The sequence below is a fragment of the Limnochorda sp. LNt genome, assembly GCF_035593265.1.
Taxonomy (GTDB): domain Bacteria; phylum Bacillota; class Limnochordia; order Limnochordales; family Geochordaceae; genus Geochorda; species Geochorda subterranea.
On sequence record NZ_CP141614.1, the window covers coordinates 1,104,003 to 1,129,527 of the forward strand.

Sequence of the window (25,525 nt, forward strand, 5' to 3'; positions counted from 1 at the left end):
CCCCTGTCAAGCACCTGGCGGCCACGCCAGCGTGCAGGAGCGGACCCGGTGCCCGCCCGCGGGCGGCAGGACCGCCGTGCGCGCGATGGAATACTGAATACCAGGGAGGGCCATGCAGGAGACGCTGGTGGTGGCGCTGGGGGGCAACGCGATCCTGCGGCCCGGCCAGCGCGGCACCGCCGAGGAGCAGCGCGACAATCTGCGCCAGACGGGGCGCCAGCTGGTGCGCCTCATCCAGCGTGGCCACCGGGTCGTCGTGACCCACGGCAACGGGCCCCAGGTGGGGGCCATCCTCCTGCAGCAGGAGGCGGGGCAGGCGCGCGGCGTCGCCGCCATGCCGCTGGACGTCTGCGGAGCCCAGAGCCAGGGGCTGCTGGGCTACCTGGTCCAGCAGACCCTCTACAACGAGCTCGTGCGGGCCAACATCGAGAAGAGCGTCGTCACCCTCGTGACCCAGACCGTCGTAGATCCGGGCGACCCCGCCTTCTCGCGTCCCACCAAGCCCATCGGGCCCTTCTACACCGAGGACGAGGCGCGAGCGCTGGCCCAACGGACGGGTCACGTCTACGTGGAGGACGCCGGGCGGGGGTGGCGGCGGGTGGTGCCGTCGCCCGACCCCGTGGCCATCGTCGAGGCGCAGACCATCCGGGACCTGGTCGAGGCGGGCGTGGTGGTCATCGCGGTGGGGGGCGGGGGGATCCCCGTCGTGCGGGAGGCGGGATATTCGCTAACAGGTGTCGAAGCTGTCATCGACAAGGACCTGGCCGCGTCCCGCCTGGCGGTCCAGATGCAGGCCGACCGGCTGCTGGTGCTGACCGACGTGCCGTGGGTCTACCTGGGCTACCGCACGCCCCGGCAGCGACCGCTGACCCGGGTGACCGTCGCCGAGGCCCGCCGCTACATGGAGGCGGGGGAGTTCGCCCCGGGCAGCATGGGGCCCAAGGTGCGGGCCTGCGTCGAGTTCGTGGAGCGGACGGGGCGGCCGGCCGTCATCACGGCGCTCGAGCGGTTGGAAGGAGCCGTCTACGGCGGCGAGGGGACCACCTTCGTCCCGTAGCGGTCGACGTGCACAGGGGGGCGATCGAGCCGTGCGAGCCAAGGTGACCATCGTCGGAGCTGGGAACGTGGGCGCGACCACCGCTCACTGGCTGGCCATGCGAGGTCTGGCCGACATCGTGTTGGTGGACGTCGTCGAGGGGGTGCCCCAGGGCAAGGCGCTGGACCTGCAGGAGGCGGCGCCGGTGATGGGCTTTGACGTGCGCATCGTCGGGACCAACGGGTACGAGGAGACCCGTGGCTCCCAGGTGGTCGTCATCACGGCCGGCATCGCCCGCAAGCCCGGCATGAGCCGGGACGACCTGCTCAAGACCAACGCGGGCATCATCGAGCAGGTCTGCCGGGAGATCAAACGTTACGCCCCTGACGCCTACGTCATCGTCGTCAGCAACCCGGTCGACGTGCTGACCTACGCGGCGTGGCGCTACCTGGGATGGGAGACCCGCCGGGTGATGGGCATGGCCGGGGTGCTGGACTCGACCCGCTTTCGGACCTTCCTGGCCCTGGAGCTGGGCATCTCGGTCAAGGACGTCAGCGCCTTCGTCCTGGGGGGGCACGGCGACCAGATGGTGCCGCTGGTGCGCTACTCGTACGCCGGCGGCATCCCCGTGGAGAAGCTGATCCCCAAGGAGCGCCTCGACGCCATCGTCGAGCGCACCCGCAAGGGCGGCGGCGAGATCGTCGAGCTGCTCAAGACGGGCAGCGCCTACTACGCCCCGGGGGCCTCGGTGGCGGAGATGGTGGAGGCCATCCTGCTGGACCAGCGGCGCCTGCTGCCGGCCATCGCCTACCTGGACGGCGAGTTCGGCCATCACGGCATCTACGTGGGCGTGCCCGTCATCCTGGGCGGGCGCGGGGTCGAGCGGGTCGTCGAGATCGAGCTGACGCCCGAGGAGCGGGAGGCCTTCGCCCGGTCCGTGGAGGCGGTGCGCGGGCCCCTCGAGACCCTGACGCTCCCGTAAGCCCGCCGGGCGGCCACCGCCCCCCGGCTCCCGCCCGCCGGAGCCCTCCGTCGGGGCCGCGCATACAGTGGCGGGGCCGGGAGGGGTCGGTCGCTGATGGCGACGGACGGCGCGCCGCCGCGGGAGGGGCTCGCGGCGGCGCCTTCGATGACGGGGGGGCCGGCGTATCCTTCGGCGAGCCCCCTGTGGCGCACGTGCTTCGGGGGCGAGGGCGCCTGGCGCCCCGGCGGGGCGAGGGGCGACGCGGGGGCGCGCGCAGGGCACCGCGTGACGATGGTCATCGACAAGGGGACGCCCCTCGGCTACTTCCTGGATCTGCTGGAGGTGGCCGCCCCGCACGTGCGGTTCTGGAAGCTGGCCTTCGGCTCGGCGCTGCTCTACGAGCCGGAGCAGGTGAGGGCCCGGGTCGAGCGAGCCCGGCAGCGGGGGGTCGAGGTGTACGCAGGCGGCACCCTGCTGGAGATCGCCCGGACCATGGGCGACGCAGGGGCCACCCTGGAGCAGATGGCGCGGCTGGGGCTGCGATGGGTCGAGATCTCCGACGGCACCTTCCCCCTGACGCCGGACCGCCGAGCGGCGCTGATCGGACAGGCGCTCGACCACGGCTTCGCCGTCATCACGGAGGTGGGCAGCAAGGATCCGTCCCACCGCTTCATGCCCGAGGCGGCAGCGGCGCAGGTGGAGGCGGATCTGGACGCCGGGGCCTGCTTCGTGCTGGTCGAGGCCCGTGACAGCGGGCAGGGCATCGGGGTCTACGACCCGCAGGGCAGGCTCGACCGGAGGGTGTGGCAGGCGCTGTGGGAGCGACTGAGCCGGCCCGACCGGGTCATCTGGGAGGCGCCACGGGCCGACCAGCAGCGGGAGCTGATGAGCCTGCTGGGGCCCGACGTCAACCTGGGCAACGTCCAGGTCGGCGACGTGCTGACGCTGGCCTCCATGCGCTGGGGGTTGCGGTCCGATACCATCCGGGTCTGGACGGCCGGCCGGGACGGCTCGACCGGAGATGGCCAGGCCGGGCGCCGTCGCGTTGACGGGGCTTTGCGCCAAGGGTAACATGTAACCAGGTTAATCAATCCGGCTGCTGCGGGCCGCGGCCGGCGCGGCGCGGCAGCGGGGAGGTCATGCCACCACCATGGTGACGCGCGAGCAGGTCGTCGATGCGCTCCGCTCCGTCATCGATCCCGAGCTCCACCGCAGCATCGTCGACCTCCAGATGGTCAAGGACGTGCGCATCCGGGACGGCCTGGTCGAAGTCGACGTGGTGTTGACGGTACCCGGCTGCCCTCTGCGCCACCGCATCGAGCAGGACGTACGCGGCCAGGTGAGCCGCGTGCCCGGCGTGAGGGAGGTGCGGGTGCAGCTGGGCGAGATGACCGAGGCGGAGCGCCAGGCCCTGGTCAACCGGCTGAGCCCGCGCCGTCAGGCCCGCTCGGCCATCCTCGATCCGACGTCCAACACCGCCATCATCGGCATCTCCAGCGGCAAGGGCGGCGTCGGCAAGTCGACGGTGACGGTCAACCTGGCAGTCGCCCTGCGCAGCCTGGGCAAGCGCGTCGGCGTGCTGGACGCGGACATCTACGGCTTCAGCGTCCCCAAACTCCTGGGGATCAAGGGTCGGCCCGTGGTGCTCGATGGCGCCCTGGTGCCGCAGGAAGCCTACGGGCTGCAGGTCATCTCCATGGGCTCGCTGGTGGAGGAGGACACCGCGGTCGTCTGGCGGGGCCCCATGCTGATGAAGGCCCTGGAGCAGTTCCTCAAGGACGTGCTATGGGCGGAGCTCGACTACCTGCTCATCGACATGCCACCGGGCACCGGCGACATCCCCATCAGCATGTACCAGCTCATCCCCCAGAGCTACCTGCTGGTGGTGACGACCCCGCAGCCCGTGGCGTCGGTGGTGGCGCGGCGGGTCGGCCGCATGGCCGAGAAGACCAACCAGACCATCCTGGGCGTCATCGAGAACATGGCCTACTTCATCTGCCCCCACTGCGGCACCAAGGAGGATATCTTCGGCAGCGGCGGCGGCCAGCAGATCGCCGAGATGCTGGGGGTGCCCCTGCTGGCCCGGCTCCCGCTCGACACGCGGCTTCGCCGGTCGGGCGACGAGGGGGCGCCGCTGGCGGCCAGCGACGACGATCCCATCGGCCGGGCCTTCGTCGAGGCGGCCCGGGCGCTGGAGCGCCGCCTGGCCGAGGCGGTGCCGTCGGCGCCTCCCTTCATCCCGATGCCTCGTTGACGGTCGGGGCCGCGGGCGGCTGGGCGGCCGGGAGGGGCGGGAGGCCGAGGGGCTCGAACTCCACCTTGAGCACGTTGCCCCAGCGGTCCAGGGTCGTCTTCATGCGCTGCTTGAAGTCACCCAGCGACATGATCTGCGAGATGCTGGCCATCCCGGTGAACATCTCGTAGAGGTCCCGGGCCTCCTGGTAGGCGGCTTCGAGCTCGGCGAGACGCTGCTGCATGGCCTGCAGGCGGCGGCTCAAAGCCTCGTTGGCGGAGGCCAACGCCTGCTCGCGGGCCTCTGCCTCCCGCAGCGCCTCGTCGGCCCGGGCGGCGCGCTCCAGCGCCGACGCCACCTGCTGCGCCCGACGGGCCAGGGCCGGCAGGGACGGGGCCGGCATCTCGGCCAGCCGCTGTTCGAGCTCGTCGAGACGACGGTGCAGGCGGGCGATATACTCGGGCAGGCCCTCGAAGGCCTCGAGCAGGTCCGGCGAGATGGCGAGCGGCGGCGAGGCCCCGGCCTCCCGACGCCCGGCAGGGTCGGGGGACGTCTGCGCGCTGTGCCCGTCGGTGCGTTGACGGCGCAGGACGTTGTAGTAGAGCATGGCCACGGCCGTGGGGGAGCGCTGGGGCAGCGCCTGGGAGACCTTGCGGAAGGCCTCGCTGAGCGGGATCCCGCTTCGCTGGCATTCGGCGATGATGCGTTGTGCCTGCTCCTTCTCGGCGGGGGTCCAGCTCTTGCGGCTGCTCGTGACCCGCCGGCCGGCGGGACGTGAACGGTCGGTCGCGGCCTCGACGGCCATGGGATGCCTCCTTCCGAACGGTGGTCTGCCCTTCCAAGGATCTGTCCACCCAGCGAAAGGCCTATGCGCGCTCGGGACGGGCCTCGACCAGGCCCCTTCGCAACAGCGGCTCGAGGCTCTGAGGGCGCCGGCGTGCCTCGATCAGGGGGTCGCGGCGGCCCGGGAGCCAACGGGACCAGTTGGCCACGGTGAAGTCCGAGGGGCATACGTGCTGGAGTTCCTCCCAGGTGACGGGCACCGAGACCGGCGCGCCGGGCATGGGGCGTGGGGAGTAGGGGCCGACGACGGTCTTGCCGCGGAGGTTTTGATAGGGATCCACGTAGACCCGCCCCTGCCGGCGCCGCACGAGGCGCTCGGCGGTGACGAGGTCGGGGCGCAGGTCGGCTAGCACCTGCCCGATGACCGCCGCCACCCGGCTGGTGACGGCGTAAGGGTGGCGGGGCACGAGGGGGATGCAGACGTGCACCCCGGTGGCCCCCGACAGCTTGGGCACCGCCTGCAGCCCCAGGGCCTCGAGGGCGGGACGTAGCCACAGGGCCACCCGGCGGCTCTCCTCGAAGCCGGATGGAGGGTCCGGATCGAGGTCGATGACCAGGAGATCCGGGTGCTCGGGGTCTGCGACCGTCGACATCCACGGATGGAGCTCGACGGCGGCCAGGTTGCCGAGCCATGCCAGGGTGGCCGGGCTGTCCGCCACGACGTAGTCGACGACGCGCTGCTCGTGGGCGATGGGGCAGGTGCGCACCCAGGCGGGGCGCGGGTGAGGTGCCTGCTTCTGATAGAAGGAGGGGCCCTCGATGCCCTGCGGGTAACGAGTCAGGACCAGGGGGCGGTCGACCAGGTGGGGCAGCATGAGGGGGGCCACCTGCAGGTAGTACTCGACGAGCTGCGCCTTGGTGATGCCCTCCCGGGGCCAGAGGAGGCGATCCGGGTGGGTGAGGCGCACCTCCCGGCCCTCGACAGGCAGGACGACGCACCGACCGCCCCTCGACGCCGCGCTCACGGCAGCAGGCTCACCACCGAGGCGTGACGCAGCCAGCCGGCCGACGTGCGCTCGAGGTAGCGCACCCTTACCTGCCGGACGGGCTGCGTCCAGACGATTCCCGCCGCCTCGCGGGGTAGCCGGGCGGCGGGTGAGGGCAGGGCGAGATCGGGAGGCGGAGAGGAGCGAGCGAGGCAAGCCAGGCTGGCACGCAGTCGGCGCTGCTCGGCAGCGGAGAGCCCCGTGCCCACCAGACCGGCCAGACGGCCGGGGGGCGACGCCACCGCCAGGGCTCGAATGCCGCCAGGCTCGGCCGGGACGTAACCCACGACCCACATGGCCTCCTCCGCGAATGGCTTGAACTTGAGCCAGCAGCGGCTGCGCCGCCCCTCCAGGTAGGGGCTGTCGAGCTCCTTGGCCATGGCGCCCTCCAAGCCCAGCCCCAGGGCCGACTCGAAGAGGGCCCGTCCGGGCCCCACGGCGCCGGGGCACAGCAGCACGGTGCCCTCCTGCGGCCAGTGGAGAGCCCGCGCGTGTAGACGTTCGCGTCGGATGCGCAGGGGCGAGCCCCGCAGATCCTCGCCGTCGAGGTAGAGGAGGTCGAAGACCACATAGACGGCGGGCCGCTCCGATGCCGCCCGACGCGCGGCCGGCTCGCCCATCCGGGCGCGGGCCACAGCCGCCTCGAAGTCCGGCCGCCCCGAGGCGTCGGGCACGATCAGCTCCCCGTCGAGGATGGCCGAGTCTCCGCTGACCAGCGCCCGCAACGCGGCGATGACCTCCGGGAAGGTGCGGCGCCACCGCCTCAGCCGCCGGCTCTGGAGCCAGGTGTCGCCGGGGGTGATGAAGGCGAGAGCCCGAAGGCCGTCCCACTTCGGTTCGAAGAGGTGACGGGGCGAGTCGAAGGGCGACGGAGCCAGCTCCGCCAGCATGGGGCGGATGACCTCGGGCATAGCCATGGGCGGGCGCCGGGGGGCGGCGAGCCCTTCCCCCTCATGCGCGGGAGCGGGCCCGGCGTCGGCGGGCGGGCGACGCGGCGGCCTCGCCATCCGAAGATGCCCCCCTGGCGTCACCGTCGCGCCGAGCGCCGTTGGCGGAGGCCGGCGTGCCCTGGCCGGCGCCGTCCAGCTGGCGCAGGCTCGCCTGGAGTGCCTCGACCAGGTCGACCACGGCCGGGGGCTCGGGACGAGGCGCCTGCACGATCGCCTGCCCGGCCGCCTTGCGCTCCAGCATCTCCACGAACGCACGGCGGCGCTCGTTGACGTAGCGGGTGGGGTCGAAGGGGGCGGAGAGGGCCTGCACCAGCTGCACGGCCATCCGACGCTCCCGCTCGTCGGGCTGACTGCCGGCCGGGATGTCGACGACGTCGGTGGGAGGACGCACCTCGTCGGCGAAACGCATGGTCTGCAGCACCAGGACTTCGCCCAGCGCGCGCAGGGCGGCCAGGCTCTCCCGCTGGCGCATGGCCATGCGGGCCACGGCGACGCGCCCGGTCTGACCCATGGCCTCCACCAGCAGGCGGTAGGGCCGCACACCACCCTCGGCCGGCTCGAGGTAGTAGGGGCGGTCGAAGTAGAGGGGATCGACCTCGGCCAGGGCCGCGAAGTCCAGGATGCGGATGGTATGCGACTCGGGCAGGGGCAGCGCGGCGAGGTCCTCGTCCTCGACCGCGACGAAGCGGCCGGGGCTCAAGGGGTAGCCCATGACGATCTCCTCGGCCTCCACCTGCACGTCGCAGACGGGGCACCACTTGCGGTACTCGATGGGCGAGTGGCAGCGCCGGTGAAGCTGGCGCAGGTGGATCTCCCGATCCTCCGTCGCCGCATAGACCTTTACCGGGACGCTGACCAGCCCGAAGCTGACCGTCGCCCGCCACAGACTGCGAAAGGCGCCCATGGGGCGTTCCTCCCTGCCGTCATCCTTAGCATCCCGAGCCAGGCCACCGGGGAGCCGGCCGACCGGTGGGCCGGTCACCATCCTATGCACCGGGAGGAAGGGCCAGGCTCCCGAACGAAGAGGAGGGGTGAAAGCGCTTCATGTGGAGGGGGGCGCGAAGGCTGGAGGAGGAGCTGATCCTGACCCCCGAGGGCGAGCGGCGGCTTCGGGAGGAGCTCGACTTCCTGCGCACCGTCAAGCGCAAGGAGGTGACCGAGCGCATCCGCGAGTCGCTCAGCTTCGGCGACGCCTGGGAGAATCCCGAGTACGAGGCCGCCAAGGCCGAGCAGGCGTTCGTCGAGGGGCGCATCGCCGAGCTGGAGCAGATGCTCAAGTCGGCGCGGATCGTGCGGGCGACGGGGACGGGGGCCGCGGGCGCCGATGCCGGGGTGCGCATCGGCAGCCGCGTGCGCGTGCGGGATCTGGCGACGGGCGACGAGGAGGCCTATACCATCGTCGGGGCGGCCGAGGCGGACCCGGCGCGGCATCGCATCTCCCACCGCTCGCCGGTGGCCCAGGCCCTGCCGGGGCGGCGGGTCGGCGAGACGGTGAGCGTGGAGGTGCCGGCAGGGACGCTGCGGTACCGGATCGAGGCCATCGAGGAGGGCGAGGCGGAGTAGGCGGCGGGGGCAGGCTCCTGCCTGGACCCGGACCGCTTCGAGCGGCTCCTACGCCTTGACACCCATCGCGGCGGTGTGGGATAATCCCGGCGGGCCGGGCGGAGACAGCGCCCGTCTTGGGCGGATAGCTCAGCGGGAGAGCGCCTCCCTTACAAGGAGGAGGTCAACGGTTCGACCCCGTTTCCGCCCACCACCCGCCGCCTGTGTCGATGGTCCGCGGGGCCGTGGTGTAGCGGTTCAACACGCCGGCCTGTCACGCCGGAGATCGCGGGTTCGAATCCCGTCGGTCCCGCCACTTCCCCCACCGCTAGCGGGCCTCCCGATGGTCGTCGTCGCGCGCCGGCAAGGCCTGGGCCTCCTCGGCGGCGAGGGCGACGGCGTCCATGGGCGTCACGATGCCCAGAGGCTGCTCGTCGGGCTGGCCGTGCTCGGTGATGATGACCGCATCCAGCCGGAGCTGGCCATGCCGGATGTGCTGCTCGAACATCTCCCGCACCTCGGGCACCGTCGCCCTGCGCCCGACGAAGGCCACCGTCGCGTGGCGCGCTGTCTGCTGCAGCACGCGGGCCAGGGGGACGGGGAGGAGCTGTGAGAACTCGTGGTCCAGGTGCGCGACCATCCAGCGGGCCAGGATCCCGTCGGTTAGCAGCCCGACGAAATGACGCTGCCGGTAGACGGGAAACTGGGAGTAGCCCGTGCGGTGCATGGCCTCGACCGCGTCGCCGAACGTCTGGTCGGCGTCGAGGGTGTAGACCTCGCGGGCGAAGCGGGGTAGGAGGGGTTGGGGCTCCGTCAGCTGGCGGTAGATGAAGCGGAGGGTGTCGACCGCCTCGGGGGTGGGATCGGCCAGGGGCGAGGGCAGCGGCTGGTGCACCAGGAGGTTGCGCAGCTCGTTGAAGGCGCGCAGCTCCTGCTCCCAGCGGCGCACGACGGCGTTTCGCTCCCGGACGCGGTGCAGCAGACGGCCGAATCCCTCCTCCCGGCCGCCGGCCATTTGGCGCAGCACCTGCTCGGTGGCGAAGAAGAGGTCGAGGAACGCCTCGGTGTGTGGGTTCACATGACTTCGCCCGGGAAGGGATTCGGCGGGGAGCGGCAAGGGCCTGCCGACGGCCGGGTCTTGTCATCGGGGCGGCCGGGCCGTAGAATAGGGGCGTCCGGCGGGTGCCGGACTTCTGCCTGCGGTGCCGAGATAGCTCAGTTGGTAGAGCACGGGACTGAAAATCCCGGTGTCGCCGGTTCGACTCCGGCTCTCGGCACCATTTTTCACGCGGGCTTGCTGCCCCGGGTCGGTTGCGAAGTAATATCACGGTCGTCCGAAGTGCACGGACGCTTACCGAGTCACGGTGGTCTCAACGCGATGGCCTGCACGGAGGACGCCAAAAGTTTCGAGGCTCCGCGCCTAGCCCATTCGTAGCGCCCCGGAGTGGGAAATCCCGCGCATGGGCCCTCCGTGCCGCCTTGCTGCGGCCATGCCTCCCCTTCCCCGGCGGGAGCGGCGGGGTCGAAGCCTCGGTCCGCGGCGATTCCCGAGCGTTTCAGGCCGCCTGTGAGGCATCTCGGCCCCGGACGTGCTGCTCCAACGCGGCTGCCAGCCGGGAGCGCCGCGGCGGCCAGCAAGGCGCAGGGACTTCTCGGCTCGCAGCAGGCTGGCCGCCGCCCACCTCAGCGCTTGAGAGCCATGCCGCCAGCGCTTGACCCGATGGGCCACCTCGTTGTGCCGGGCGAAGATCGACTCGATGATGTTGGTGCTGCGCAGGCTGCGGCGAAACTGCCGTCGATGACCACCAGAAGCCCCTGCTCAGCCAAAAGCTCCCGAGCGGCCAGGTCCTCCATCAGGGCCTGGCAGACCTCCCGGTTCTCCGTCACCCCCTCCCACAGCCCGAGCACCCGCTTCTCCCCCCACTCCGTCACGCCCACGGCGGCCACCACCCGGTGATCGCCGAGTTGCAGCCCGTCCAGGAAGAACACCAGGTACCGCTCCGACTGGAGTTTGACACCCCACTGTGTGATTTGCCCTTAACGTTAATGCAAACGTGCGGCCGGCGTTACGCGGATCTAACGGCTTTTTAACGGTGCGAACCCATAGTTATGAGCGCCGGAACATCGCATCCATGGAGGAGGGGTCTGGCCCGTGAGACGGCATCGTCGGTGTCTTGGAGTGGCGCTGGGGCTTGCCGTCAGCGCGGTGCTGTGGGGCATCGCGCTGCCCGCGGCCGCGCAAACGGGGCCGTCGAGCTCCCAGTCTCCGTACATCGTACCGCTGGCGGCCGGCGTGGAAGTCCGCTCCATCCTGACGGTGGGCGATTGGGTCAACCGTAAGCCCGATGGCATGCCGTACCGCATGGTGGGCATCCCCGACGGGCTCGGGGTCTTCGACAACGGCGACGGGACCTTCACCGTCCTCATGAACCACGAACTCCCGGGCAACCGGGGCCTTACCCGAGCGCACGGCGCGCCGGGGGCTTTCGTGTCGCGGTGGGTGATCCGAAAGTCCGATCTGGCGGTTTTGCACGGGGAAGACCTGATTCGCCAGGTGGTGACATGGGACCCCCAGACGGCGTCGTGGAACCTGCCCTCCAGGGGCGTCGCCTTCTCCCGGTTCTGCTCGGCCGACCTCCCGCCTCTCACGGCCTTCTACGATCCGGTCACGGGCCTGGGCTACTGGGGCCGGCTGTTCATGAACGGCGAAGAGGCCGGGGCCGAGGGTCGGGCCTTCGCCCACACGCTGGAAGGCATCAGCTACGAGCTTCCGTGGCTGGGCAAGCTCAGCTTTGAGAACGTCGTGGCTCATCCCGCCGCCGGCGCCCGCACCATCGTGGTCGGCGTTGACGACAGCCCCGGCGGCCAGGTGTACGTCTACGTGGGCGAGAAGCGAGCCAGCGGCAACCCCGTCGAGAAGGCTGGCCTGGTGGGCGGCGTCCTGTACGGGGTGAAGATCGAGGGCGTCACGCACGAGACGGACGGGCTGCAGCTGGCGCGAGGGACCCGGTTCACGTTGCAGCGGCTTGGCGACGTCTCCACCTGGACGGGAGCCCAGCTGGAGGAGGAGTCTCGCCGGGCCGGGGTGACCGCCTTCCAGCGGCCTGAGGACGGCGCCTGGGATCCCAACCGCCCCAACGACTTCTACTTCGTCACCACCGCGAGCTTCAACAATAAGAGCCGGCTGTGGCGACTTCGGTTCGACGACATCCGCCGCCCCGAGCTGGGCGGCACGGTGGAGCTGTTGCTGGCGGGTGACGAGGGGCCCTAGGATGATGGACAACCTGACCATCACGGCCAGCGGGCAGGTCCTCATCCAGGAGGATCCGGGCGACAGTCCCTACCTGGCCACCATCTGGAGCTACGACATCGCCACGTGGGCGCTCGCGGCCGTCGCCCAGCACGATCCCGCCCGCTTCCGGGAGGGCGGCGAGAGCTTCCTCACCGAGGACGAGGAATCTTCGGGGATCGTCGACGTCTCCGAGATCCTGGGCGACGGATGGGTGCTGCTGGTCGTGCAGGCCCACTATGACCATGGCGATCCGGAGCTGGTCGAGGGCGGGCAGCTTCTGGCCATGCGGGTCCCCCGCCGCTGACCCCGGACTCGGCGGGGCCGAACGTGGCCGTAGACGCTGCCCATCCGCAGGCCTACGAGGGGGTCGAGGCCGGGTGAAGCGGCGGGTGCTCTTTCTGTGTACGGGCAATTCGGCCCGCTCGCAGATGGCCGAGGCGTTGGTGGAGCCCGCAGCAAGGTCGTCGACGAGTTTTTGGGGCAGGCTTTCGATTTGGTGGTCACCGTTTGCGATCAGGCGGCCGAGGCTTGCCCGGTCTGGCCGGGGCAGGGCCGGCGGGTGCATCTCGGGTTTCCCGACCCGGCGTCCGCACAGGGATCGCCCGAGGCTATCCGGCAGGTCTTCCGCGGGGTGCGCGACGGCCTGACCGAGGGGCTGGAGCGGCTCCTGCGGGAGGTGGAGCGGGACGCTCAACCTCCCGACGGCAGATAAGTGTTCGGTGTCCCGTGACAGGAGAATAGTGTCGTGTCTCCCGCTTTTTGACCACTCTCGAGGGGAGATCGCGCGCGTAACTTCAGCGCGCGATCTCCAGGAGGGTCCCTCCCAGCCCCCCGGCTAGTTACGATGAACGAGGCCGGCCCCCGTTCACGACGAACGTAGGTTACGTCCCCAGGGGGACGCAGAGCTACAGCGTGAAGGAGGCCGGCAGCGGGGTTTGGCTGGGCCGTGGCCTGCCACGTGGAGGCGCAGCGGGCCCGCGTGGCGGCCTGATGGAGGGCTGGAAGGGGCAGCACGAAGCCCGATGAGGATTCGGCCGGCGGGGTGAGCTGGAACCGACCGGGGACCGGCGGGGGGAACCCTCGACGCTGCCATGCACACGGCGCTTGAGCCGCACGTGCGTCTCTCGTTCGAGGTAGCTCTCCGACGGATGGCGTAGGATGCGGTAGCCAACCCGCGGATATCAGCGTGCCAACCGTCGACGACATCCCCGGCCCGGCTCCACCCCGGCGGATCACACTGGGGTTGACGGCCTCGTCCATATCAGCTGACGGGGGACCCACGGCCGGGCCCACCGCCGCACGGCAACAGCGCCTCGGACATCTGGGAGCCCGCGCCCACGATCATGGTGGAGCCCAACCCCAGCGTGATGGCGTGCGTCAGCGCGAGCCCCGGCGCCGTCGAGAGCCGGACCGCCGTCAGCCTCGGCGCCGCGACGACGAGCAGGACGGCGATGACCGGCATAGCCACCGCGACCGCCCACCGCATGGCCGCCTCGGCCGCCGTCATGACCAGCGTCCCTCCGGTGGCCCCTGCGGTCACCCCTGCCGGCATCCGCTCCGGTTCCCTGGCCTGCGGCCCGTTGACGGCCTGGCGTGCCGTCACCCCCAGCTCGGGGTGCGACGCGTCGCCCATCGGCCTACTCCCATTCCTGGAGCCTGGCGGGATCGTCGACGACGATGTAGCCCCTCTCGACCCGTATGAGGCCGGCCCGCCGCCATCGGGCCAGCAGGCGGCTCACCGTCTCCCGGGTGGTGGCGGCCATGCCGGCCAGGTCCTGGTGCGACAGGTGTACTTGGATGCGCACGGCCTCCGGCCGCCCCCCGGCCGGCGCCGGCTCGCCCAGCTGGCGGGCCAGGCGCAGCAGCACGCGGGCCAGGCGGGCCTGCACCGCCTGCATGCCCATCTCCCGCAACTGGGCATGCAGCCGGCGGATGTGGCGGCCCAGCACCGCCACCATCTGCACGGCCATTTGGGGCTCCCGGGTGAGCAGGGTGTAGAAGGCCGCTCGCTCCATGACCCAGACCGTGGTCTCCTCCAGCGCCTGGGCGGTGGCCGGCGCCGGCCCCCCGTCGAGGAAGCCCACATGAGGGAAGAACGTCCCCGGCCCCAGCACGTTGAGCACGTGCTCGCGCCCGTCCGCGTCCATGGTCGAGGCCTTGACCGAGCCTGACTCGATGAAGTAGACGGCCTCCACCGGCTCGCCTTCGAGGAAGATGAACATCCCTCGCCGGTAGTGCCGGCGACGCAGGAGGGCGGCGATGGTAGCCAGCAGCCCCTCGTCGAGCCCTTCGAAGAGGCCGGTGCGGCGCAGCACCTCGAGGCTCGGCATGGATGGGCCCGTGATCTCCATCACTCCATGCTGTGACGGGGCGCAACGCCCGGTCTGCGGCCGGGGGCTACGCTCCCTCACGGGGTATCCTTGTCGAGGTTAACGGTTTACCAGGTCAAGAGCAAGCGTTGTCGTTCGAAGGGGGACCTTAAGTGTCGACCCGACGCGCAACCCATGTGATCCGGGCCCATCACCGCCGCTTGGCGGACCCTGCCCGCCCCGAGGCGTTGCAGGAGTTGCTGCGGCTGGCGCTGCAGCTGGCCGCCATCTTCCGCCTGCACCTCGACAAGGAGGAGCGAGTCTACCTGGCCCTCCTGGAGGCCCACCTGTCGGAGGCGGAGCAGCACCGGGTGCTGGAGGCCATGCACGAGCCGGCCGATCCAGGCAGCCGCAATGGTCCGGGAGCCTCGGATTCCAAGGGCTCGGCAGACGGGCCGCCCGTGCTGGACGTGCGCGAGACACCCCCGCCGATGCGCCACCCCCTCATCTTCGAGACCTACCAGCGCCTCGGCCCGGGAGAGGGCTTCGTGCTGGTCAACGACCACGACCCCAAGCCGCTATACTACCAGTTCGCAGCCGAGCTGCCCGAACAGTTCACCTGGGAGTACCTCCAATCGGGCCCCGAGGTCTGGCGGGTGCGGATCGGCAAACCAGTGGCATGGAAGCGGGGGATGCGCGCTCGGGCTGCCAGCCCGCGTCGAGGGAGTCAGACGCCTTGAGGCAGCCCAACCGCGAAGCCCGGTCGGCCCACCTGTGCCGGCCGCCAGCCGCGCTGCTGCGGCTACTGGCCATTGCCTTCCCGCTGGCGGTGGTCGGCGGTGTGGCCGCGGGGCTTCTGCTGGCGTCGAGCCGGGCGCTGCGGCAACTGCTGGATCCGTTGCTGACGGCCCTCTACTCGGTGCCGGTGGTGGCCGTAGCGCCCCTCTTCATCTCGTGGCTGGGGCTCGAGTCCAAGGTGGCCATCGTGCTGCTCGTCTCCATCTTTCCCATCATCATCAACACCGAGGTGGGCCTGCGCTCGACAGACCCCATCCTGGTCGAGGTGGCGCGCTCGTTCTGAGCGACGCGCTGGCAGATCTTCCGGACCGTCATGCTGCCGTTCTCCGTGCCTTACATCCTGGGTGGGGTGCGGGTGGCCTTCGCCAGGGCGCTGGTGGGGGTCGTGGTGGCCGAGTTCTTCGGGGCCATCGCCGGGTACGCGGTGGCTCGCGGCCAGCCAGACCTTCAACACGGCTCTCTTGCTTGGTTACGTAGTGATCCTGGCCGTGGTCGGCATGCTGGGCAGCATGGGGTTGCGCGCCTGGGAGCGCCGGCTCGCTCCGTGGCGCGAGCCGGGAGACGGGTAGGGACGACGGGCAAGGGCGTGGGTCGGTGCGACGGGCAATCCCGCGCGTGGGGGTGACGTGCGAAGGCGTTGCCCGACGACAGCGGGCTCGGAGGACGAGTGGGAGGAGGAGAGGGCGCATGCTGGACATCCAGGGGGTCTGCATGTCGTTCCCGGCACCCGAGGGCGGGGCCCTGGAGGTCCTGCGCGACATCCACCTCGGCGTCTCGCAAGGGGAGTTCGTCCTGTTTGTCACGCACCAGATAGACGAAGCGGTCTACCTGTCCGACAGGGTCGTGGTGCTGAGCGCCAGACCCGGCGCCATCAAGGCCATCGTCGACGTGCCGCTCCCCCGCCCGAGGGCGCTGGGGATCAAGCGAAGCGAGCCGTTTGGGCGGCTGGTGGACGAGATTTGGGGGCTGATCGAGGAGGAGGTGCGGCGGGCGATGCGACTCGCGGCCAGTTGATAGGGGTGGGCGGGGGTCGCCACACAGAGCGGAGCGTAGCGAAGACCTCCTGTTGCCCGGACAGAAAGGGCGTCGCTCGGACCTGGACAGGCCCAGGACGCGAGAGCGGCCTCCGGGCTGCAGGGGGGAGGCCGGTGGAAAGAGGGGGAGGTCCGGTGAGCCTCGACAGGATCAGGGGGCTAGGAGTCGCCGTGGCTGCCATCACGCTGGTCGCGAGCCTGGTGAGCGGGGTGGCTGCCCCGGCGGTGGCGCAGACACCTGCCCGGGTGCGGCTGGCGACGTTGGCGCCGAGCGCGCTACTCTGGCTGCACTACGTCGCCCAGGACCAGCGCCTCTACGAGAGGCGGGGCGTACAGGTGCTCCCCGTGCAGGTCTCCGACAGCGCCGTACTGGTGCAGTCGGTTGCCAGTGGCAGTGCCGAGGCTGGCGTTGCACTGGGTGACAACGTGATGCGAGCCGTGGATCGGGGAGCGCCCGTGATCATCACGGGAGCCATCCTGTACAAGCCCATCCTGCGCCTGATCGGCAGCACGGCCGACGTGGCGAGCCTGAGAGGTAAGCGGGTCACGGCGGGTGCCGTCGAGGGCGGCACGACCGACCTGCTCGTCTACCAGCTCTTGAAGAAGGGCGGTCTCGCCCGACAGGACGTGCAGATGGTGGCCATGCCTAACTCGCGGGACCGGCTGGTGGCGCTGCGCAACGGGCAGCTGGCGGGCGCGCTTCTCATCGCCCCGTTTGACGTGGAGGCCATCCGATCCGGGTTTACGGTGCTGGACGTGTACCGGGAGCCGTGGCTGGAGACCCCGCTCATCGTCAACGCCAACTGGGCGAGGCAAAACCGGGCAGCGGCGTCGGCCCTGACGCTGGCATTGAAGGACGCCGCACGGTGGATTTACGACCCGGCCAACGGGGACGAGGCAGTGGCGATCCTGGCTCGCAACACGGGTATCGCGCCCGACGTGGTGCAGGAAGCTTACTGAGTTCATCGTGAGAGACCAGCAGGCTATCAGCCCGGACCTATCGGTGCCGGCCGACAGCCTGCGCAACATCCTGCGCATCCAGCAGGAGCTGCACGGCGGGCCGGATCCGGCCTTCGACCTGTATCGCTATTACGATCCCTCATTCCTGCAGGAACGCTGAGCGGCACGCGTACAACGGTACCACCGTCTGCGGCACGACGCCCGGAGGCTCACCATGCCGGGCGTCGTCTTTTCGTGGCCCCCGGGCACCCCTAGCAGGTTTCTCGGGAGTGCCGGCTACAGATCCTCAAGCAGGCGGCGGGGGTAGTCGAGCTCCTGGTGATGTTGGTCATTGCCGGGGTTATGATGGCGGCCATCCAGCTCTTCCGGATCCGGGCGTTCGTGCAGATGCTGCGGGTCCCCACCCACTACCTGGCGCCGCTGCTGTTGTTGCATCGGCTCAACTTCTCCGGTGCGCCGTTCGATAGATGGACCAGTGTCCGCGTACAAGACAGGCGACTGCTCAGCAACGAGCACAGGAGGAGGACGCGGGTTTGTCATTCATGGAGAACAAGGCCATGTTCGCTGCCTATTCACGCCTGACGGTGGTCAACCATTTCAAGAACCTCCGCGCCGGTAACCGTTCGCCTCGGTCGGGCACGGCCGCGATGGATTTCCACGAGTTCATGGATGCCATCGAGAAGCGAACGGTCGTCTCGGCCGAACGGTCTCGCAGCCTGCCGGCCAGCGAGGTCTTGCAAAGTGCCATCAATGCTCGATACACGGGCGATTACCGCTTCGAACGGCAGGTGTTGGGGATCGTCGAGACGGCGTATACCCTTGGACTCGTCGGGCCTGACGGGACGCTGGCCCCTCCACGAAGTAGGTATGCCTGAACGAGCCGGCCGGGCCGCCGGCGCTCGTCCAGCGGCCCGACGGGAAAGATCTTTCTGTTGCTTACGCGGGAGGCGAACCGGTAGCCGCCTTCGGGTCGGTGGGCCAGCAGAAGGCCGAGCATCCCGCCGTCATGCTGGCGTGAAGTGCAGCGTGAAGCGGCGATGACGCTGGAGCCAGCGCTTCACTGCTTGGTGCTTGTGGGTGGCGTAGTTGTCGAGGATCAGATGCATCTCGCCGTCGGGGTGGGTCTTGTCCAGGCGTCGCAGGAAACGCAGGAACTCCTGATGGCGATGGCGCCGGTAGCCTTCGCCGTCGACCTCGCCGGTGGCGAGGTTCAGGGCGGCAAAGAGGGTGACGGTGCCGTGGCGCTCGTAGTCATGGGTGTGTCGCGCCACCTGGCCAGGCCGCAGCGGCTGCAGGGGTTGCGTGCGGTTGGTGGCGGATCTGGCTCTTCTCGTCCACGCAGAGCACCAGAGCATTTTCGGAAGGGTGCAGGTACAGCCCGACGATGTCGACCACTTTGGCTTCCAGCTCGGCGTCCCGGCTGTACTTAGAGGTCTCGACCCGATGCGGTTGCAACTTGTGGCGGCCCCAGATGCGATGGACGGTCATGTGGCTGACGCCCTGGGCGCGGGCCAGCCGCCGCGTGCTCCAGTGGGTGCGAGGCTCCGGGGGCGTCAACGTCTGGGCCACGATGGCGCTCACCTTGTCAGGGCCGTAGGTCCGTGGACGGCCCGAGCGGGGAGCTTCCTTCAGTCCCTCCAGCCGATGCTGAGCAAAGCGGGTTCGCCGCAGGCCGACCGTCGGCAGCGAGCAGCCCAGCGCCGCGGCGATCTCTTTGTTCATCTTCCCCTCCGCCTCATCTTCCACTCCGCCGCGGCCAGGATGATGCGGGCCCGCAACACGTTCCGCTGCGGCGCCGTTCGCGTCCGGACGGTCGCTTCCAAGAATCGCCTTTCCTCGTCGGTCAGTTCGATGGGCGGTGCGTACTTCATGGGCCTATGGTGTCATACACCAAGGTTGGAAGCCCAGTGAATTGCGTTACGCGACACTAGCCCGCGGCGCCACCGCCACGGAGAACGTAAACGGTCGGGGGGTATGTATAATGGGGCCAGGGCGACCCCCGAGCCGGGGCCAGGGGCTGAGCGACGAGACGGCGACAGAGTCCCGGGGTACCGCGGAGTAGGATGGACGCACCACCTCTACTGCGGAGGCTGCGAGACGGCATGGCCGACTACGTCCTGGTGGTCGACGACGATCCCAAGCTGACGGACATGCTCCGGCGGGCGCTGGCCCTGGAAGGGTTCGAGGTCGGCACCGCCCTGTCCGGCCAGGAGGCGCTGGAGCAGGCCCTGCTGCGCTGGCCGGACGTGGTGGTGCTGGACTGGATGTTGCCCGGCATGGATGGCCTGGAGGTCTGCCGGCGTCTGCGCCGCAGCGGGGATGTCCCCATCCTGATGCTGACCGCGCGGGACGCGGTGGAGGATCGGGTCCTGGGGCTGGAGTCCGGAGCCGACGACTACCTGGTCAAACCCTTCGCCCTGGAGGAGCTGGTGGCCCGCGTCCGGGCCCTTCTGCGGCGGCGGGCCCGCGCGCGGATGACGCAAGGCGGCGAAGCGCCCGCCGAAGAGACGCTGCGATTCGCCGACCTGTCGCTGGATACCGCCTCCCGGGAGGCCCGCCGGGGCAATCGACGCATTCCTCTGTCGACCACGGAGTTTGACCTGTTGGAGCTGTTCATGCGCAACCCCCGGCGGGTCCTGCCCAGGGACCTCATCATGGAGCGGGTGTGGGGCTACGACTTCCAGGGCGAGTCCAACGTCCTGGAGGTGTACGTGGGCTACCTGCGCCGAAAGCTCGAGGCCGCCGGTGAGCCTCGTCTGCTGCACACGGTACGCGGCGTGGGGTACGTGCTCAAAGAGGCCGAGGAGTGACGATGTCCATCCGTTTGCGTCTCGGCCTGTGGTACGGCACGTTGGCCGCCGTGCTCGTGGCGGTCTTCGGGGCGGTGGTCTTCTCGACCGTCGCGGCCTACCTCCGGGAAGACCTGCGCCGCAGCACCGAGCGTCTCGCGGACCACTTCGTCGAGTCGGCCCAGGGCAGGACTGACGGCGCCTCGGCGGAGACGCTGATGCAGGCCTTCGCCGCGCCCGACGTGACCGTGGCCGTCTTCGACTCGGCCGGGCGGCTGCTGGCCGCCACGCCACCAGCCTCTCCGGGGCTCGCGCCGGACGAAGGCGAGGGGACGGCGACGGGGGCCGCTCCGGCCCGAGCGGAGCGCCTCCCGCCATTTGTCCGCGGAGGATACCGAGCGGAGAGGGCCATTCCCGCTCCCAACGTCTTCTCGGTCGACGAACCCGTGCGGGCGGTGGTGCTGGGCTGGTTCTTCACCCGCCGCCTCATGCTGGACAGGCTGCTGCGGGTGCTGGTCGTAAGCGGCGTGCTGGCGTCCGTGGCGGGCGTCTTCATCGGCTGGGGAGTGGCCGGGGGAGCATTGCGCCCGGTGTCGATGATGGTCGAGGCTGCCCGGCGCATCGCCCGATCCCAGGATTTCCGCCACCGCCTGCCGACGGCCGGCTCCCGGGACGAACTCGGCCAGTTGACCTCGGCGTTCAACGAGATGCTGGCCGAGCTGGAGAAGGCGTTCGAGAATCAGCGGCGGTTCGTGGCCGACGCCTCTCACGAGCTGCGGGCCCCCCTGGCCACGCTGCAGGGCAATCTGGAGCTGCTCGAACGGGCCGCGAACCTCTCCGAAGCGGAGCGTCGCGCGGTCTGGCGGGACATCCGGGACGAGGTCCGCCGCCTGGGCCGGTTGGTGAGCGACCTCCTGTCGCTGGCGCGGGCGGAGGCCGGCCAGGGGCTGCATCTGCTGCCGGTGGAGCTGGATCGGGTGGTCACGGACGTGCTCCGATCCATGCGCAACGAAGTGGCCCAGCACCGGCTGGTCGTCGAGCACCTGGAGCCGGTCCAGGTGATGGGCGACGCGGATCGCCTGCGCGAACTCCTGGTGATCCTGCTGGACAACGCCATCCGCTACACGCCCCCAGGCGGCGAGATCCGGGTGGGGTTGGGGCATACCCCGGGGCCAGAGGTGGCCCTGAGCGTGGCCGACACCGGCATCGGCATCGCGCCAGAAGACCTGCCGCACATCTTCGAACGGTTCTACCGGGCGGACAAGGCGCGCTCCCGGGCGACGGGCGGGACGGGCCTGGGCCTGGCCATCGCCCGGTGGATCGTCGAGGCGCACGGGGGCCGCATCGAGGTGGAGAGCCAGCCAGGACAGGGGTCGCGCTTCACCGTTCGCCTGCCGGCGGCGCGCCCTGCATCGCCCGAGACTGAGGCGCACACATGATCCCCGAGCGCCTGATGGACGTGGTGGCCGAGGATCTCTCTCCCACGGTCGCGGGCGGGACGGTAGACTGTCGGAGCCGGCGCACGTGGTCAAGGAGCGGATGGATCGTCGATGGAGATCGGCATCTATAGCTTCGGCGAGCGCACCCGAGACCCCGAGACGGGCGAGCTCATCAGCCCCGCCGAGCGGCTGCGCCGACTGCTGGAGGAGATCGAGCTGGCCGACCAGGTAGGGCTCGACGTCTTCGGCGTGGGCGAGCATCACCGTCCCGACTACGTGGTTTCGGCGCCGGCGGTGGTGCTGGCGGCCGCCGCCGCCCGGACCCGCCGCATCCGGCTGACGAGCGCCGTCAGCGTGCTGAGCACCGACGACCCCGTGCGGGTCTTCCAGTCGTTCGCCACCCTCGACCTGCTCTCGGGGGGCCGAGCGGAGATCATGGTGGGGAGGGGCTCCTTCACCGAGTCGTACCCCCTCTTCGGCTACGATCTGCACGACTACGACGAGCTCTTCGAGGAGAAGCTGGATCTGTTGCTGCGTCTGCGGAGCTCGGATCGGGTCACCTGGTCGGGCCGCTACCGGCCGCCCCTGCAGGATGCGGCCGTCTACCCGCGCCCCGTGCAGGATCCGCTCCCGGTCTGGGTGGCCACGGGGGGCACGCCCGCCTCCGCGGTGCGGGCCGGGCTGTTGGGACTGCCCATGGCGCTGGCCATCATCGGGGGCATGCCCGAGCGCTTCGCCCCGGTGGTGCGGCTGTATCGGGAGGCGGCCCGGCGTGGCGGCCACACCACCGTGCGAGTCGGTATCAACTCCCACGGCTTCATCGCCGACAGGTCACAGGATGCGGCCGAGACGGCGTTTCCGGCCTTCAAGGAGACCATGGATCGCATCGGCCGAGAGCGGGGCTGGCCGCCCATGACCCGCGAGCAGTTCGAGTTCTCGCGCTCCTTGCGGGGGGCGGACTTCGTCGGCAGCCCGCAGCAGGTCGCCGAGAAGATCCTCTGGCAGCACCGCCTCTTCGAGCACGACCGCTTCCTGCTCCAGCTCACGGTCGGGACGTTGCCGCACCGCAAGGTGCTGCGGGCCATCGAGCTGTTGGGCACCGAGGTGGCGCCGGTGGTGCGGCGGGAGCTGGGTGCTGCCTCCTCCTGAGGGTGGCCCGCCGCAGCCGGCTCCCACGACGGCGACGGGGCCTGTCGGGGCGGGGCCGGGTCCGCGCCGGCGACGCTGGAGGTCGTCGACCATCTCCCATCCCGACGGTGGGAATGGTATGATCCGACCGTCTCCAGGGCTGGCAGAGGATCATCTGATGGGGGTCTACACCGGCATGTGAGGCTGGAGGAGCAGCCTGGCCCGTCGGGATAGGGATGGCGCGGGGGCCCGCCCAGGGGCCCCCGCGGCTCTCCGAGCCGCTGGTCATGCCGAGACCTCGACCGTGCGGCTGCGATCGGCGTAGACGCCAACGTCCAGGCTGCCCGTCACGCGGCTGGTCACGATGCCGGCCACCATGCTGCCGCTGACGTTGAGCAGGGTGCGGCCCATGTCGATGAGCGGCTCGACGGAGATGAGGAGCCCCACCAGGCCCACCGGGAGATTGAGGGTCGAAAGCACCAGCAGGGCCGCGAACGTCGCCCCGCCGCCGAGGCCGGCCACGCCGAAGGAGCTCAGCACCACCACGGCCACCAGCGTCACCAGGAAGCTCACCGACGTCGGGTCGATGCCGACGGCGGGCGCCGCGATGATGGCCAGCATGGCCGGATAGATGCCCGCGCACCCGTTTTGGCCGATGGAGAGCGCGAAGGAGGCGGCCACGTCGGCGACGCCCGCCGGCACGCCCAGCTGCCGCTGGGCGCTGACGTTGAGCGGCAGCGTCGCGGCGCTGCTGCGGGAGCTGAAGGCGAAGCCCAGCGCGGGCCAGGCCTTGCGCACGTACGTGGTGGGCTGCAGGCCCGATGCCGCCAGGATCAGCAGGTGCACGGCGAACATGGCAGCCAGCGCCACGTAGGACGCCACCACGAACTCGCCCAGGCTGACGATGGCCTGGAGGTTGCTGGTCGCGGCCGCTCGCGCCATGACGGCCAGGATCCCGTAGGGCGTCAGCCGCAGCACGATGCGGACCAGACCCATGACGACCCCGTAGATGGCCTCCACCAGGCGGGCGAAGTCAGCGGCCTGCTCCGCCGCCCGGCGCTTCACCCCGAGGTAGGCGATCCCCAGCAGCCCCGCGAAGATGACCACGCCGATGACCGACGTGGGGCGCGCCCCCGTCAGGTCGAGGAACGGATTGGTGGGAATCAGCTCCAGGAACTTCTGCGGCAGGCTCTGCGACTGCAAGCGTTGCATGCGGGCGCCAAGATCCTCCGACGGGGTCGCCGTGGCCGCCGCCTCGGCCAGGCCCGAGCGATGCAACCCGAAGCCCAGTGTGGAGGCGATGCCCAGCACCGCCGCGATGCCCGTGGTGACCAGCAGCACGGCCAGCACCCAGCCGCCGATCTTGCCGACGTCCGATGCCGTCTGGAGCCGGGTGAAGGCGCTCAGGATGGAGATGAAGACCAGGGGCAGCGCCACCATCTGCAAAAGGCGCATGTAGCCCGAGCCGACGACGGCGTACCACTGGGCCGTCTGCGCCACGACGCCGGAGCCCGCCCCGTAGGCGGCCTGCAGGGCGAGGCCCAGCACCAGGCCGAGACCCAAGCCGACCAGGACCCGGGTCGAGAACGACAGATGCCGCCGCTGCAAGCCGTAGAGCACGACCAGCAGGGCGACCAGGATCCCCACGTTGAGGGCCACGAGCCAACTCGTCACGACACTTCCCCCCAAGTGTAGAGCCCAACTCCCCAAGACGCCCCGACACGCACACAATGCCTCGTGCCAGGGCGGATCGCGGACGCGACGCGAGAGGCATCAGGATGCGGGAGCGCGCAGACCTGCCGGCTCCTCCGTCACCGACCGACGAGGGCCGTGCCTGCTTCCCGCCGAGGACAGATGCAGCGGCGCGGGGTGTGCGGCGACAGGCGACCCGACGGGCCTTGCCCGTACAGCATGAGACGCGAGGTCGCCGTGCGGGTCGGCAAAGTCTTCATCTCCCCGTTAGACAGGTAACGCACCGGCTGCGGCAAGTCAAGGTCGCAGGATGCGGGGTTGCCTTCCCGTTGCGTCAGTGAAACGCGACCTAAAACGACTCTTCAAACGCCGGTAACCCTCCGGTTCCACGCTGGAGACGGAGACGGCCGGCCGGCTCACAACCGACCAAAGGAGGCGAGAGCGTGAGGGTCGCTTCATCTCGTGCGGCCGTCGTGGCCGCCCTGGTTGCCTGGGCCTGGATGGCGGTGGCTCTACCCGCCCTGGGGGCCGAGAGACTGACGGGGGCGGGGGCCACCTTCCCGTACCCGCTCTACTCCCGCTACTTCGAGGAGTACCGCCGGCTCACCGGCGTGCAGGTCAACTACCAGTCCATCGGCTCCGGGGGCGGCCAGCGCCAGCTCCTGGAGCGCACGGTTCACTTCGGGGCCTCCGACGCCTACCTCTCGGAGGAGCAGATGGCGCAGTATCCGGGCGAGGTGGTCCACGTCCCCACCGCGGTCGGGGCGGTGGTACCCACCTACAACCTTCCGGGCGTCACCCAGCGCCTGCGCTTCACCGGTGAGCTCCTGGCCGACATCTTCCTGGGCCGGGTGACCCGGTGGGACGATCCTGGCATCCGAGCGCTCAACCCAGACGTCGCCCTGCCGCCGCTGCCCATCGTGGTGGTGCACCGCGCCGACGGCTCGGGGACCACGTTCATCTGGGTCAGCTACCTGGCCAGGGTCTCGGAGGAGTGGCGGCAGCGGGTGGGGGTGGGCACGAGCGTGGAGTGGCCCGTGGGGCTGGGCGGCCGCGGCAACGAGGGCGTGGCGGGGCTCGTCCGCCAGACGCCGGGCGCGCTCGGCTACGTCGAGCTCATCTACGCGCTGGAGAACGATCTGGCCTACGGGGCCGTACGAAACCGCTCGGGCCGGTACGTCGTGCCGGACCTGGCGAGCGCCTCGCGAGCGGCCGCCGTCGACATCCCGGCCGACACGCGACTCCTGCTGGTGAACACGCAGGCCCCCGACGGGTATCCCATCGCGGGCTTCACCTGGATCCTGGTCTACCGGGACCTGAGCCTGGTCACCGACCGGCGCGAGCAGGCCCGGGCCCTGGCCGAGCTGTTGTGGTGGATGGTGCACGACGCCCAGCGCTACAACGAGCCGTTGCACTACGGGAGGCTACCCGAGCCGGCGGTGCAGCGGGCCGAGGCACTGATCCGCAGCCTCACCTTCAGGGGCGAGCCGCTGCTCCCATGAGCCGGCCCTGTCCGTGGTATCATACGGC

Annotated in this window: 27 protein-coding genes, 3 tRNA genes and 3 pseudogenes; 21 read left to right on the forward strand and 12 right to left on the reverse strand. The window is 70.4% G+C overall.

Annotated elements, in window-relative coordinates; all coding sequences use genetic code 11:
* Positions 1-112 precede the first annotated feature (112 nt).
* From arcC to VLY81_RS05170, 4 genes are all read left to right on the forward strand, one after another.
* On the forward strand, positions 113-1,057 hold the full coding sequence (arcC, locus tag VLY81_RS05155; protein WP_324669961.1) for a carbamate kinase: 945 nt from the start codon (positions 113-115) through the stop codon (positions 1,055-1,057).
* Between the two features lie 31 nt (positions 1,058-1,088).
* Positions 1,089-2,018 carry a malate dehydrogenase gene (mdh, locus tag VLY81_RS05160; RefSeq protein WP_324669962.1) on the forward strand — a complete coding sequence of 310 codons (930 nt, stop codon included), beginning with the start codon at positions 1,089-1,091 and terminating at the stop codon, positions 2,016-2,018.
* A 96-nt stretch (positions 2,019-2,114) separates the two neighbouring features.
* Positions 2,115-3,071 carry a phosphosulfolactate synthase gene (locus VLY81_RS05165; protein ID WP_324669963.1) on the forward strand — a complete coding sequence of 319 codons (957 nt, stop codon included), beginning with the start codon at positions 2,115-2,117 and terminating at the stop codon, positions 3,069-3,071.
* Positions 3,072-3,150: 79 nt separating this feature from the next.
* Complete coding sequence (locus tag VLY81_RS05170) at positions 3,151-4,254, forward strand: Mrp/NBP35 family ATP-binding protein (protein ID WP_324669964.1); 1,104 nt, start codon at positions 3,151-3,153, stop codon at positions 4,252-4,254.
* Here VLY81_RS05170 and VLY81_RS05175 read toward each other — a convergent pair.
* The 4 genes from VLY81_RS05175 to ku form a co-directional block, all read right to left on the reverse strand.
* Positions 4,235-5,038 carry a hypothetical protein gene (locus VLY81_RS05175; protein WP_324669965.1) on the reverse strand — a complete coding sequence of 268 codons (804 nt, stop codon included), beginning with the start codon at positions 5,036-5,038 and terminating at the stop codon, positions 4,235-4,237. The genes VLY81_RS05170 and VLY81_RS05175 overlap by 20 nt on opposite strands.
* A 61-nt stretch (positions 5,039-5,099) precedes the next feature.
* Positions 5,100-6,041, reverse strand: coding sequence for a non-homologous end-joining DNA ligase (ligD, locus tag VLY81_RS05180; protein ID WP_324669966.1), 942 nt, complete (start codon positions 6,039-6,041; stop codon positions 5,100-5,102).
* Entirely contained in the window at positions 6,038-6,979 is a 942-nt protein-coding gene (locus tag VLY81_RS05185; protein WP_324669967.1) for an ATP-dependent DNA ligase, read from the reverse strand. The genes ligD and VLY81_RS05185 overlap by 4 nt, the downstream gene beginning before the upstream one ends.
* Before the next feature lie 34 nt (positions 6,980-7,013).
* Positions 7,014-7,916, reverse strand: coding sequence for a non-homologous end joining protein Ku (gene ku, locus VLY81_RS05190; RefSeq protein ID WP_324669968.1), 903 nt, complete (start codon positions 7,914-7,916; stop codon positions 7,014-7,016).
* A 140-nt stretch (positions 7,917-8,056) separates the two neighbouring features.
* Here ku and greA point away from each other — a divergent pair, with 140 nt between their 5' ends.
* The 3 genes from greA (at position 8,057) to VLY81_RS05205 (ending at position 8,870) form a co-directional block, all read left to right on the forward strand.
* The gene (gene greA, locus VLY81_RS05195; RefSeq protein WP_324669969.1) at positions 8,057-8,575 is read left to right on the forward strand and encodes a transcription elongation factor GreA; all 519 of its coding nucleotides are present in this window, start codon (positions 8,057-8,059) and stop codon (positions 8,573-8,575) included.
* Positions 8,576-8,693: 118 nt separating this feature from the next.
* Positions 8,694-8,768: transfer RNA gene (locus tag VLY81_RS05200), tRNA-Val, on the forward strand.
* 25 nt (positions 8,769-8,793) lie between these two features.
* Positions 8,794-8,870: transfer RNA gene (locus VLY81_RS05205), tRNA-Asp, on the forward strand.
* A 12-nt stretch (positions 8,871-8,882) separates the two neighbouring features.
* Here the strand turns inward: VLY81_RS05205 and VLY81_RS05210 are convergent.
* Entirely contained in the window at positions 8,883-9,632 is a 750-nt protein-coding gene (locus VLY81_RS05210; RefSeq protein WP_324669970.1) for a CBS domain-containing protein, read from the reverse strand.
* Between the two features lie 126 nt (positions 9,633-9,758).
* Between VLY81_RS05210 and VLY81_RS05215 the strand changes: the two genes are divergently transcribed.
* A tRNA-Phe gene (locus VLY81_RS05215) sits at positions 9,759-9,834 on the forward strand.
* A 403-nt stretch (positions 9,835-10,237) separates the two neighbouring features.
* Here VLY81_RS05215 and VLY81_RS05220 read toward each other — a convergent pair.
* Positions 10,238-10,543 (reverse strand): transposase, encoded by a 306-nt coding sequence (locus VLY81_RS05220; RefSeq protein WP_405001292.1) that lies wholly within the window; start codon positions 10,541-10,543, stop codon positions 10,238-10,240.
* Positions 10,544-10,706: 163 nt separating this feature from the next.
* On the opposite strand from VLY81_RS05220, the gene VLY81_RS05225 reads away from it, so the two are divergent.
* The 3 genes from VLY81_RS05225 (at position 10,707) to VLY81_RS05235 (ending at position 12,558) form a co-directional block, all read left to right on the forward strand.
* Complete coding sequence (locus tag VLY81_RS05225; protein ID WP_324669971.1) at positions 10,707-11,825, forward strand: alkaline phosphatase PhoX; 1,119 nt, start codon at positions 10,707-10,709, stop codon at positions 11,823-11,825.
* Position 11,826: 1 nt separating this feature from the next.
* Positions 11,827-12,150: a hypothetical protein gene (locus tag VLY81_RS05230; protein ID WP_324669972.1), complete on the forward strand. Its 324-nt coding sequence runs from the start codon at positions 11,827-11,829 to the stop codon at positions 12,148-12,150.
* Between the two features lie 96 nt (positions 12,151-12,246).
* Positions 12,247-12,558: an arsenate reductase/protein-tyrosine-phosphatase family protein gene (locus VLY81_RS05235; RefSeq protein WP_491701041.1), complete on the forward strand. Its 312-nt coding sequence runs from the start codon at positions 12,247-12,249 to the stop codon at positions 12,556-12,558.
* 549 nt (positions 12,559-13,107) lie between these two features.
* Here the strand turns inward: VLY81_RS05235 and VLY81_RS05240 are convergent.
* Together VLY81_RS05240 and VLY81_RS05245 are read right to left on the reverse strand one after the other, a co-directional pair.
* On the reverse strand, positions 13,108-13,479 hold the full coding sequence (locus tag VLY81_RS05240; protein WP_324669974.1) for a hypothetical protein: 372 nt from the start codon (positions 13,477-13,479) through the stop codon (positions 13,108-13,110).
* Positions 13,480-13,483: 4 nt separating this feature from the next.
* Complete coding sequence (locus VLY81_RS05245) at positions 13,484-14,176, reverse strand: Crp/Fnr family transcriptional regulator (protein ID WP_324669975.1); 693 nt, start codon at positions 14,174-14,176, stop codon at positions 13,484-13,486.
* 443 nt (positions 14,177-14,619) lie between these two features.
* On the opposite strand from VLY81_RS05245, the gene VLY81_RS14580 reads away from it, so the two are divergent.
* The 5 genes and pseudogenes from VLY81_RS14580 (at position 14,620) to VLY81_RS05270 (ending at position 17,107) form a co-directional block, all read left to right on the forward strand.
* On the forward strand, positions 14,620-14,895 hold the full coding sequence (locus VLY81_RS14580; RefSeq protein ID WP_405001336.1) for a DUF2249 domain-containing protein: 276 nt from the start codon (positions 14,620-14,622) through the stop codon (positions 14,893-14,895).
* 101 nt (positions 14,896-14,996) lie between these two features.
* Positions 14,997-15,362, forward strand: a pseudogene (locus VLY81_RS05255) (ABC transporter permease); the annotation flags it as partial.
* 278 nt (positions 15,363-15,640) lie between these two features.
* The gene (locus VLY81_RS05260) at positions 15,641-15,967 is read left to right on the forward strand and encodes a hypothetical protein (RefSeq protein ID WP_324669977.1); all 327 of its coding nucleotides are present in this window, start codon (positions 15,641-15,643) and stop codon (positions 15,965-15,967) included.
* A gap of 191 nt (positions 15,968-16,158) precedes the next feature.
* Positions 16,159-16,947: an ABC transporter substrate-binding protein gene (locus tag VLY81_RS05265; protein ID WP_324669978.1), complete on the forward strand. Its 789-nt coding sequence runs from the start codon at positions 16,159-16,161 to the stop codon at positions 16,945-16,947.
* A 7-nt stretch (positions 16,948-16,954) separates the two neighbouring features.
* Complete coding sequence (locus VLY81_RS05270) at positions 16,955-17,107, forward strand: hypothetical protein (RefSeq protein WP_324669979.1); 153 nt, start codon at positions 16,955-16,957, stop codon at positions 17,105-17,107.
* 116 nt (positions 17,108-17,223) lie between these two features.
* Here VLY81_RS05270 and VLY81_RS05275 read toward each other — a convergent pair whose 3' ends face one another.
* Positions 17,224-17,382, reverse strand: a complete 159-nt coding sequence (locus tag VLY81_RS05275; protein ID WP_324669980.1) for a hypothetical protein — start codon at positions 17,380-17,382, stop codon at positions 17,224-17,226.
* Positions 17,383-17,489: 107 nt separating this feature from the next.
* Here VLY81_RS05275 and VLY81_RS05280 point away from each other — a divergent pair, with 107 nt between their 5' ends.
* Positions 17,490-17,822, forward strand: coding sequence for a YolB family phage-derived protein (locus tag VLY81_RS05280; RefSeq protein WP_324669981.1), 333 nt, complete (start codon positions 17,490-17,492; stop codon positions 17,820-17,822).
* Between the two features lie 135 nt (positions 17,823-17,957).
* Here VLY81_RS05280 and VLY81_RS05285 read toward each other — a convergent pair.
* Positions 17,958-18,306, reverse strand: a pseudogene (locus VLY81_RS05285) (IS630 family transposase); the annotation flags it as partial.
* Between the two features lie 120 nt (positions 18,307-18,426).
* Positions 18,427-18,693: pseudogene (locus VLY81_RS14875) on the reverse strand (helix-turn-helix domain-containing protein); the annotation flags it as partial.
* A gap of 356 nt (positions 18,694-19,049) precedes the next feature.
* Between VLY81_RS14875 and VLY81_RS05295 the strand changes: the two are divergent.
* The 3 genes from VLY81_RS05295 to VLY81_RS05305 all read left to right on the forward strand — a co-directional run bounded on the left by VLY81_RS05295 (position 19,050) and on the right by VLY81_RS05305 (position 22,324).
* The gene (locus VLY81_RS05295; protein ID WP_324669984.1) at positions 19,050-19,757 is read left to right on the forward strand and encodes a response regulator transcription factor; all 708 of its coding nucleotides are present in this window, start codon (positions 19,050-19,052) and stop codon (positions 19,755-19,757) included.
* 2 nt (positions 19,758-19,759) lie between these two features.
* Positions 19,760-21,175 carry a sensor histidine kinase gene (locus tag VLY81_RS05300; RefSeq protein WP_324669985.1) on the forward strand — a complete coding sequence of 472 codons (1,416 nt, stop codon included), beginning with the start codon at positions 19,760-19,762 and terminating at the stop codon, positions 21,173-21,175.
* A gap of 111 nt (positions 21,176-21,286) precedes the next feature.
* A complete protein-coding gene (locus VLY81_RS05305; protein WP_324669986.1) occupies positions 21,287-22,324 on the forward strand; it encodes an LLM class flavin-dependent oxidoreductase in 1,038 nt (345 codons plus the stop codon).
* 264 nt (positions 22,325-22,588) lie between these two features.
* Here the strand turns inward: VLY81_RS05305 and VLY81_RS05310 are convergent, their stop codons facing one another.
* Positions 22,589-23,977, reverse strand: coding sequence for an L-cystine transporter (locus tag VLY81_RS05310; protein WP_324669987.1), 1,389 nt, complete (start codon positions 23,975-23,977; stop codon positions 22,589-22,591).
* Between the two features lie 461 nt (positions 23,978-24,438).
* Between VLY81_RS05310 and pstS the strand changes: the two genes are divergently transcribed.
* The gene (gene pstS, locus VLY81_RS05315; RefSeq protein ID WP_324669988.1) at positions 24,439-25,497 is read left to right on the forward strand and encodes a phosphate ABC transporter substrate-binding protein PstS; all 1,059 of its coding nucleotides are present in this window, start codon (positions 24,439-24,441) and stop codon (positions 25,495-25,497) included.
* The last annotated feature ends 28 nt before the right edge of the window (positions 25,498-25,525 follow it).

Coding starts and splice junctions, on each gene's coding strand:
- VLY81_RS05275 (WP_324669980.1), bottom strand. CDS start 17,382: ATGCAACAACAGCAGCGGCGCCAGGTAGTGGGTGGGGACCCGCAGCAT.
- VLY81_RS05245 (WP_324669975.1), bottom strand. CDS start 14,176: ATGCCGAGCCTCGAGGTGCTGCGCCGCACCGGCCTCTTCGAAGGGCTC.
- arcC (WP_324669961.1), top strand. CDS start 113: ATGCAGGAGACGCTGGTGGTGGCGCTGGGGGGCAACGCGATCCTGCGG.
- greA (WP_324669969.1), top strand. CDS start 8,057: ATGTGGAGGGGGGCGCGAAGGCTGGAGGAGGAGCTGATCCTGACCCCC.
- VLY81_RS05295 (WP_324669984.1), top strand. CDS start 19,050: ATGGCCGACTACGTCCTGGTGGTCGACGACGATCCCAAGCTGACGGAC.
- VLY81_RS05175 (WP_324669965.1), bottom strand. CDS start 5,038: ATGGCCGTCGAGGCCGCGACCGACCGTTCACGTCCCGCCGGCCGGCGG.
- VLY81_RS05305 (WP_324669986.1), top strand. CDS start 21,287: ATGGAGATCGGCATCTATAGCTTCGGCGAGCGCACCCGAGACCCCGAG.
- VLY81_RS05230 (WP_324669972.1), top strand. CDS start 11,827: ATGATGGACAACCTGACCATCACGGCCAGCGGGCAGGTCCTCATCCAG.
- VLY81_RS05170 (WP_324669964.1), top strand. CDS start 3,151: ATGGTGACGCGCGAGCAGGTCGTCGATGCGCTCCGCTCCGTCATCGAT.
- VLY81_RS05280 (WP_324669981.1), top strand. CDS start 17,490: ATGGAGAACAAGGCCATGTTCGCTGCCTATTCACGCCTGACGGTGGTC.
- VLY81_RS05300 (WP_324669985.1), top strand. CDS start 19,760: ATGTCCATCCGTTTGCGTCTCGGCCTGTGGTACGGCACGTTGGCCGCC.
- VLY81_RS05260 (WP_324669977.1), top strand. CDS start 15,641: ATGCTGGACATCCAGGGGGTCTGCATGTCGTTCCCGGCACCCGAGGGC.
- VLY81_RS05185 (WP_324669967.1), bottom strand. CDS start 6,979: ATGGCTATGCCCGAGGTCATCCGCCCCATGCTGGCGGAGCTGGCTCCG.
- ku (WP_324669968.1), bottom strand. CDS start 7,916: ATGGGCGCCTTTCGCAGTCTGTGGCGGGCGACGGTCAGCTTCGGGCTG.
- VLY81_RS05165 (WP_324669963.1), top strand. CDS start 2,115: ATGGCGACGGACGGCGCGCCGCCGCGGGAGGGGCTCGCGGCGGCGCCT.
- VLY81_RS05240 (WP_324669974.1), bottom strand. CDS start 13,479: ATGGGCGACGCGTCGCACCCCGAGCTGGGGGTGACGGCACGCCAGGCC.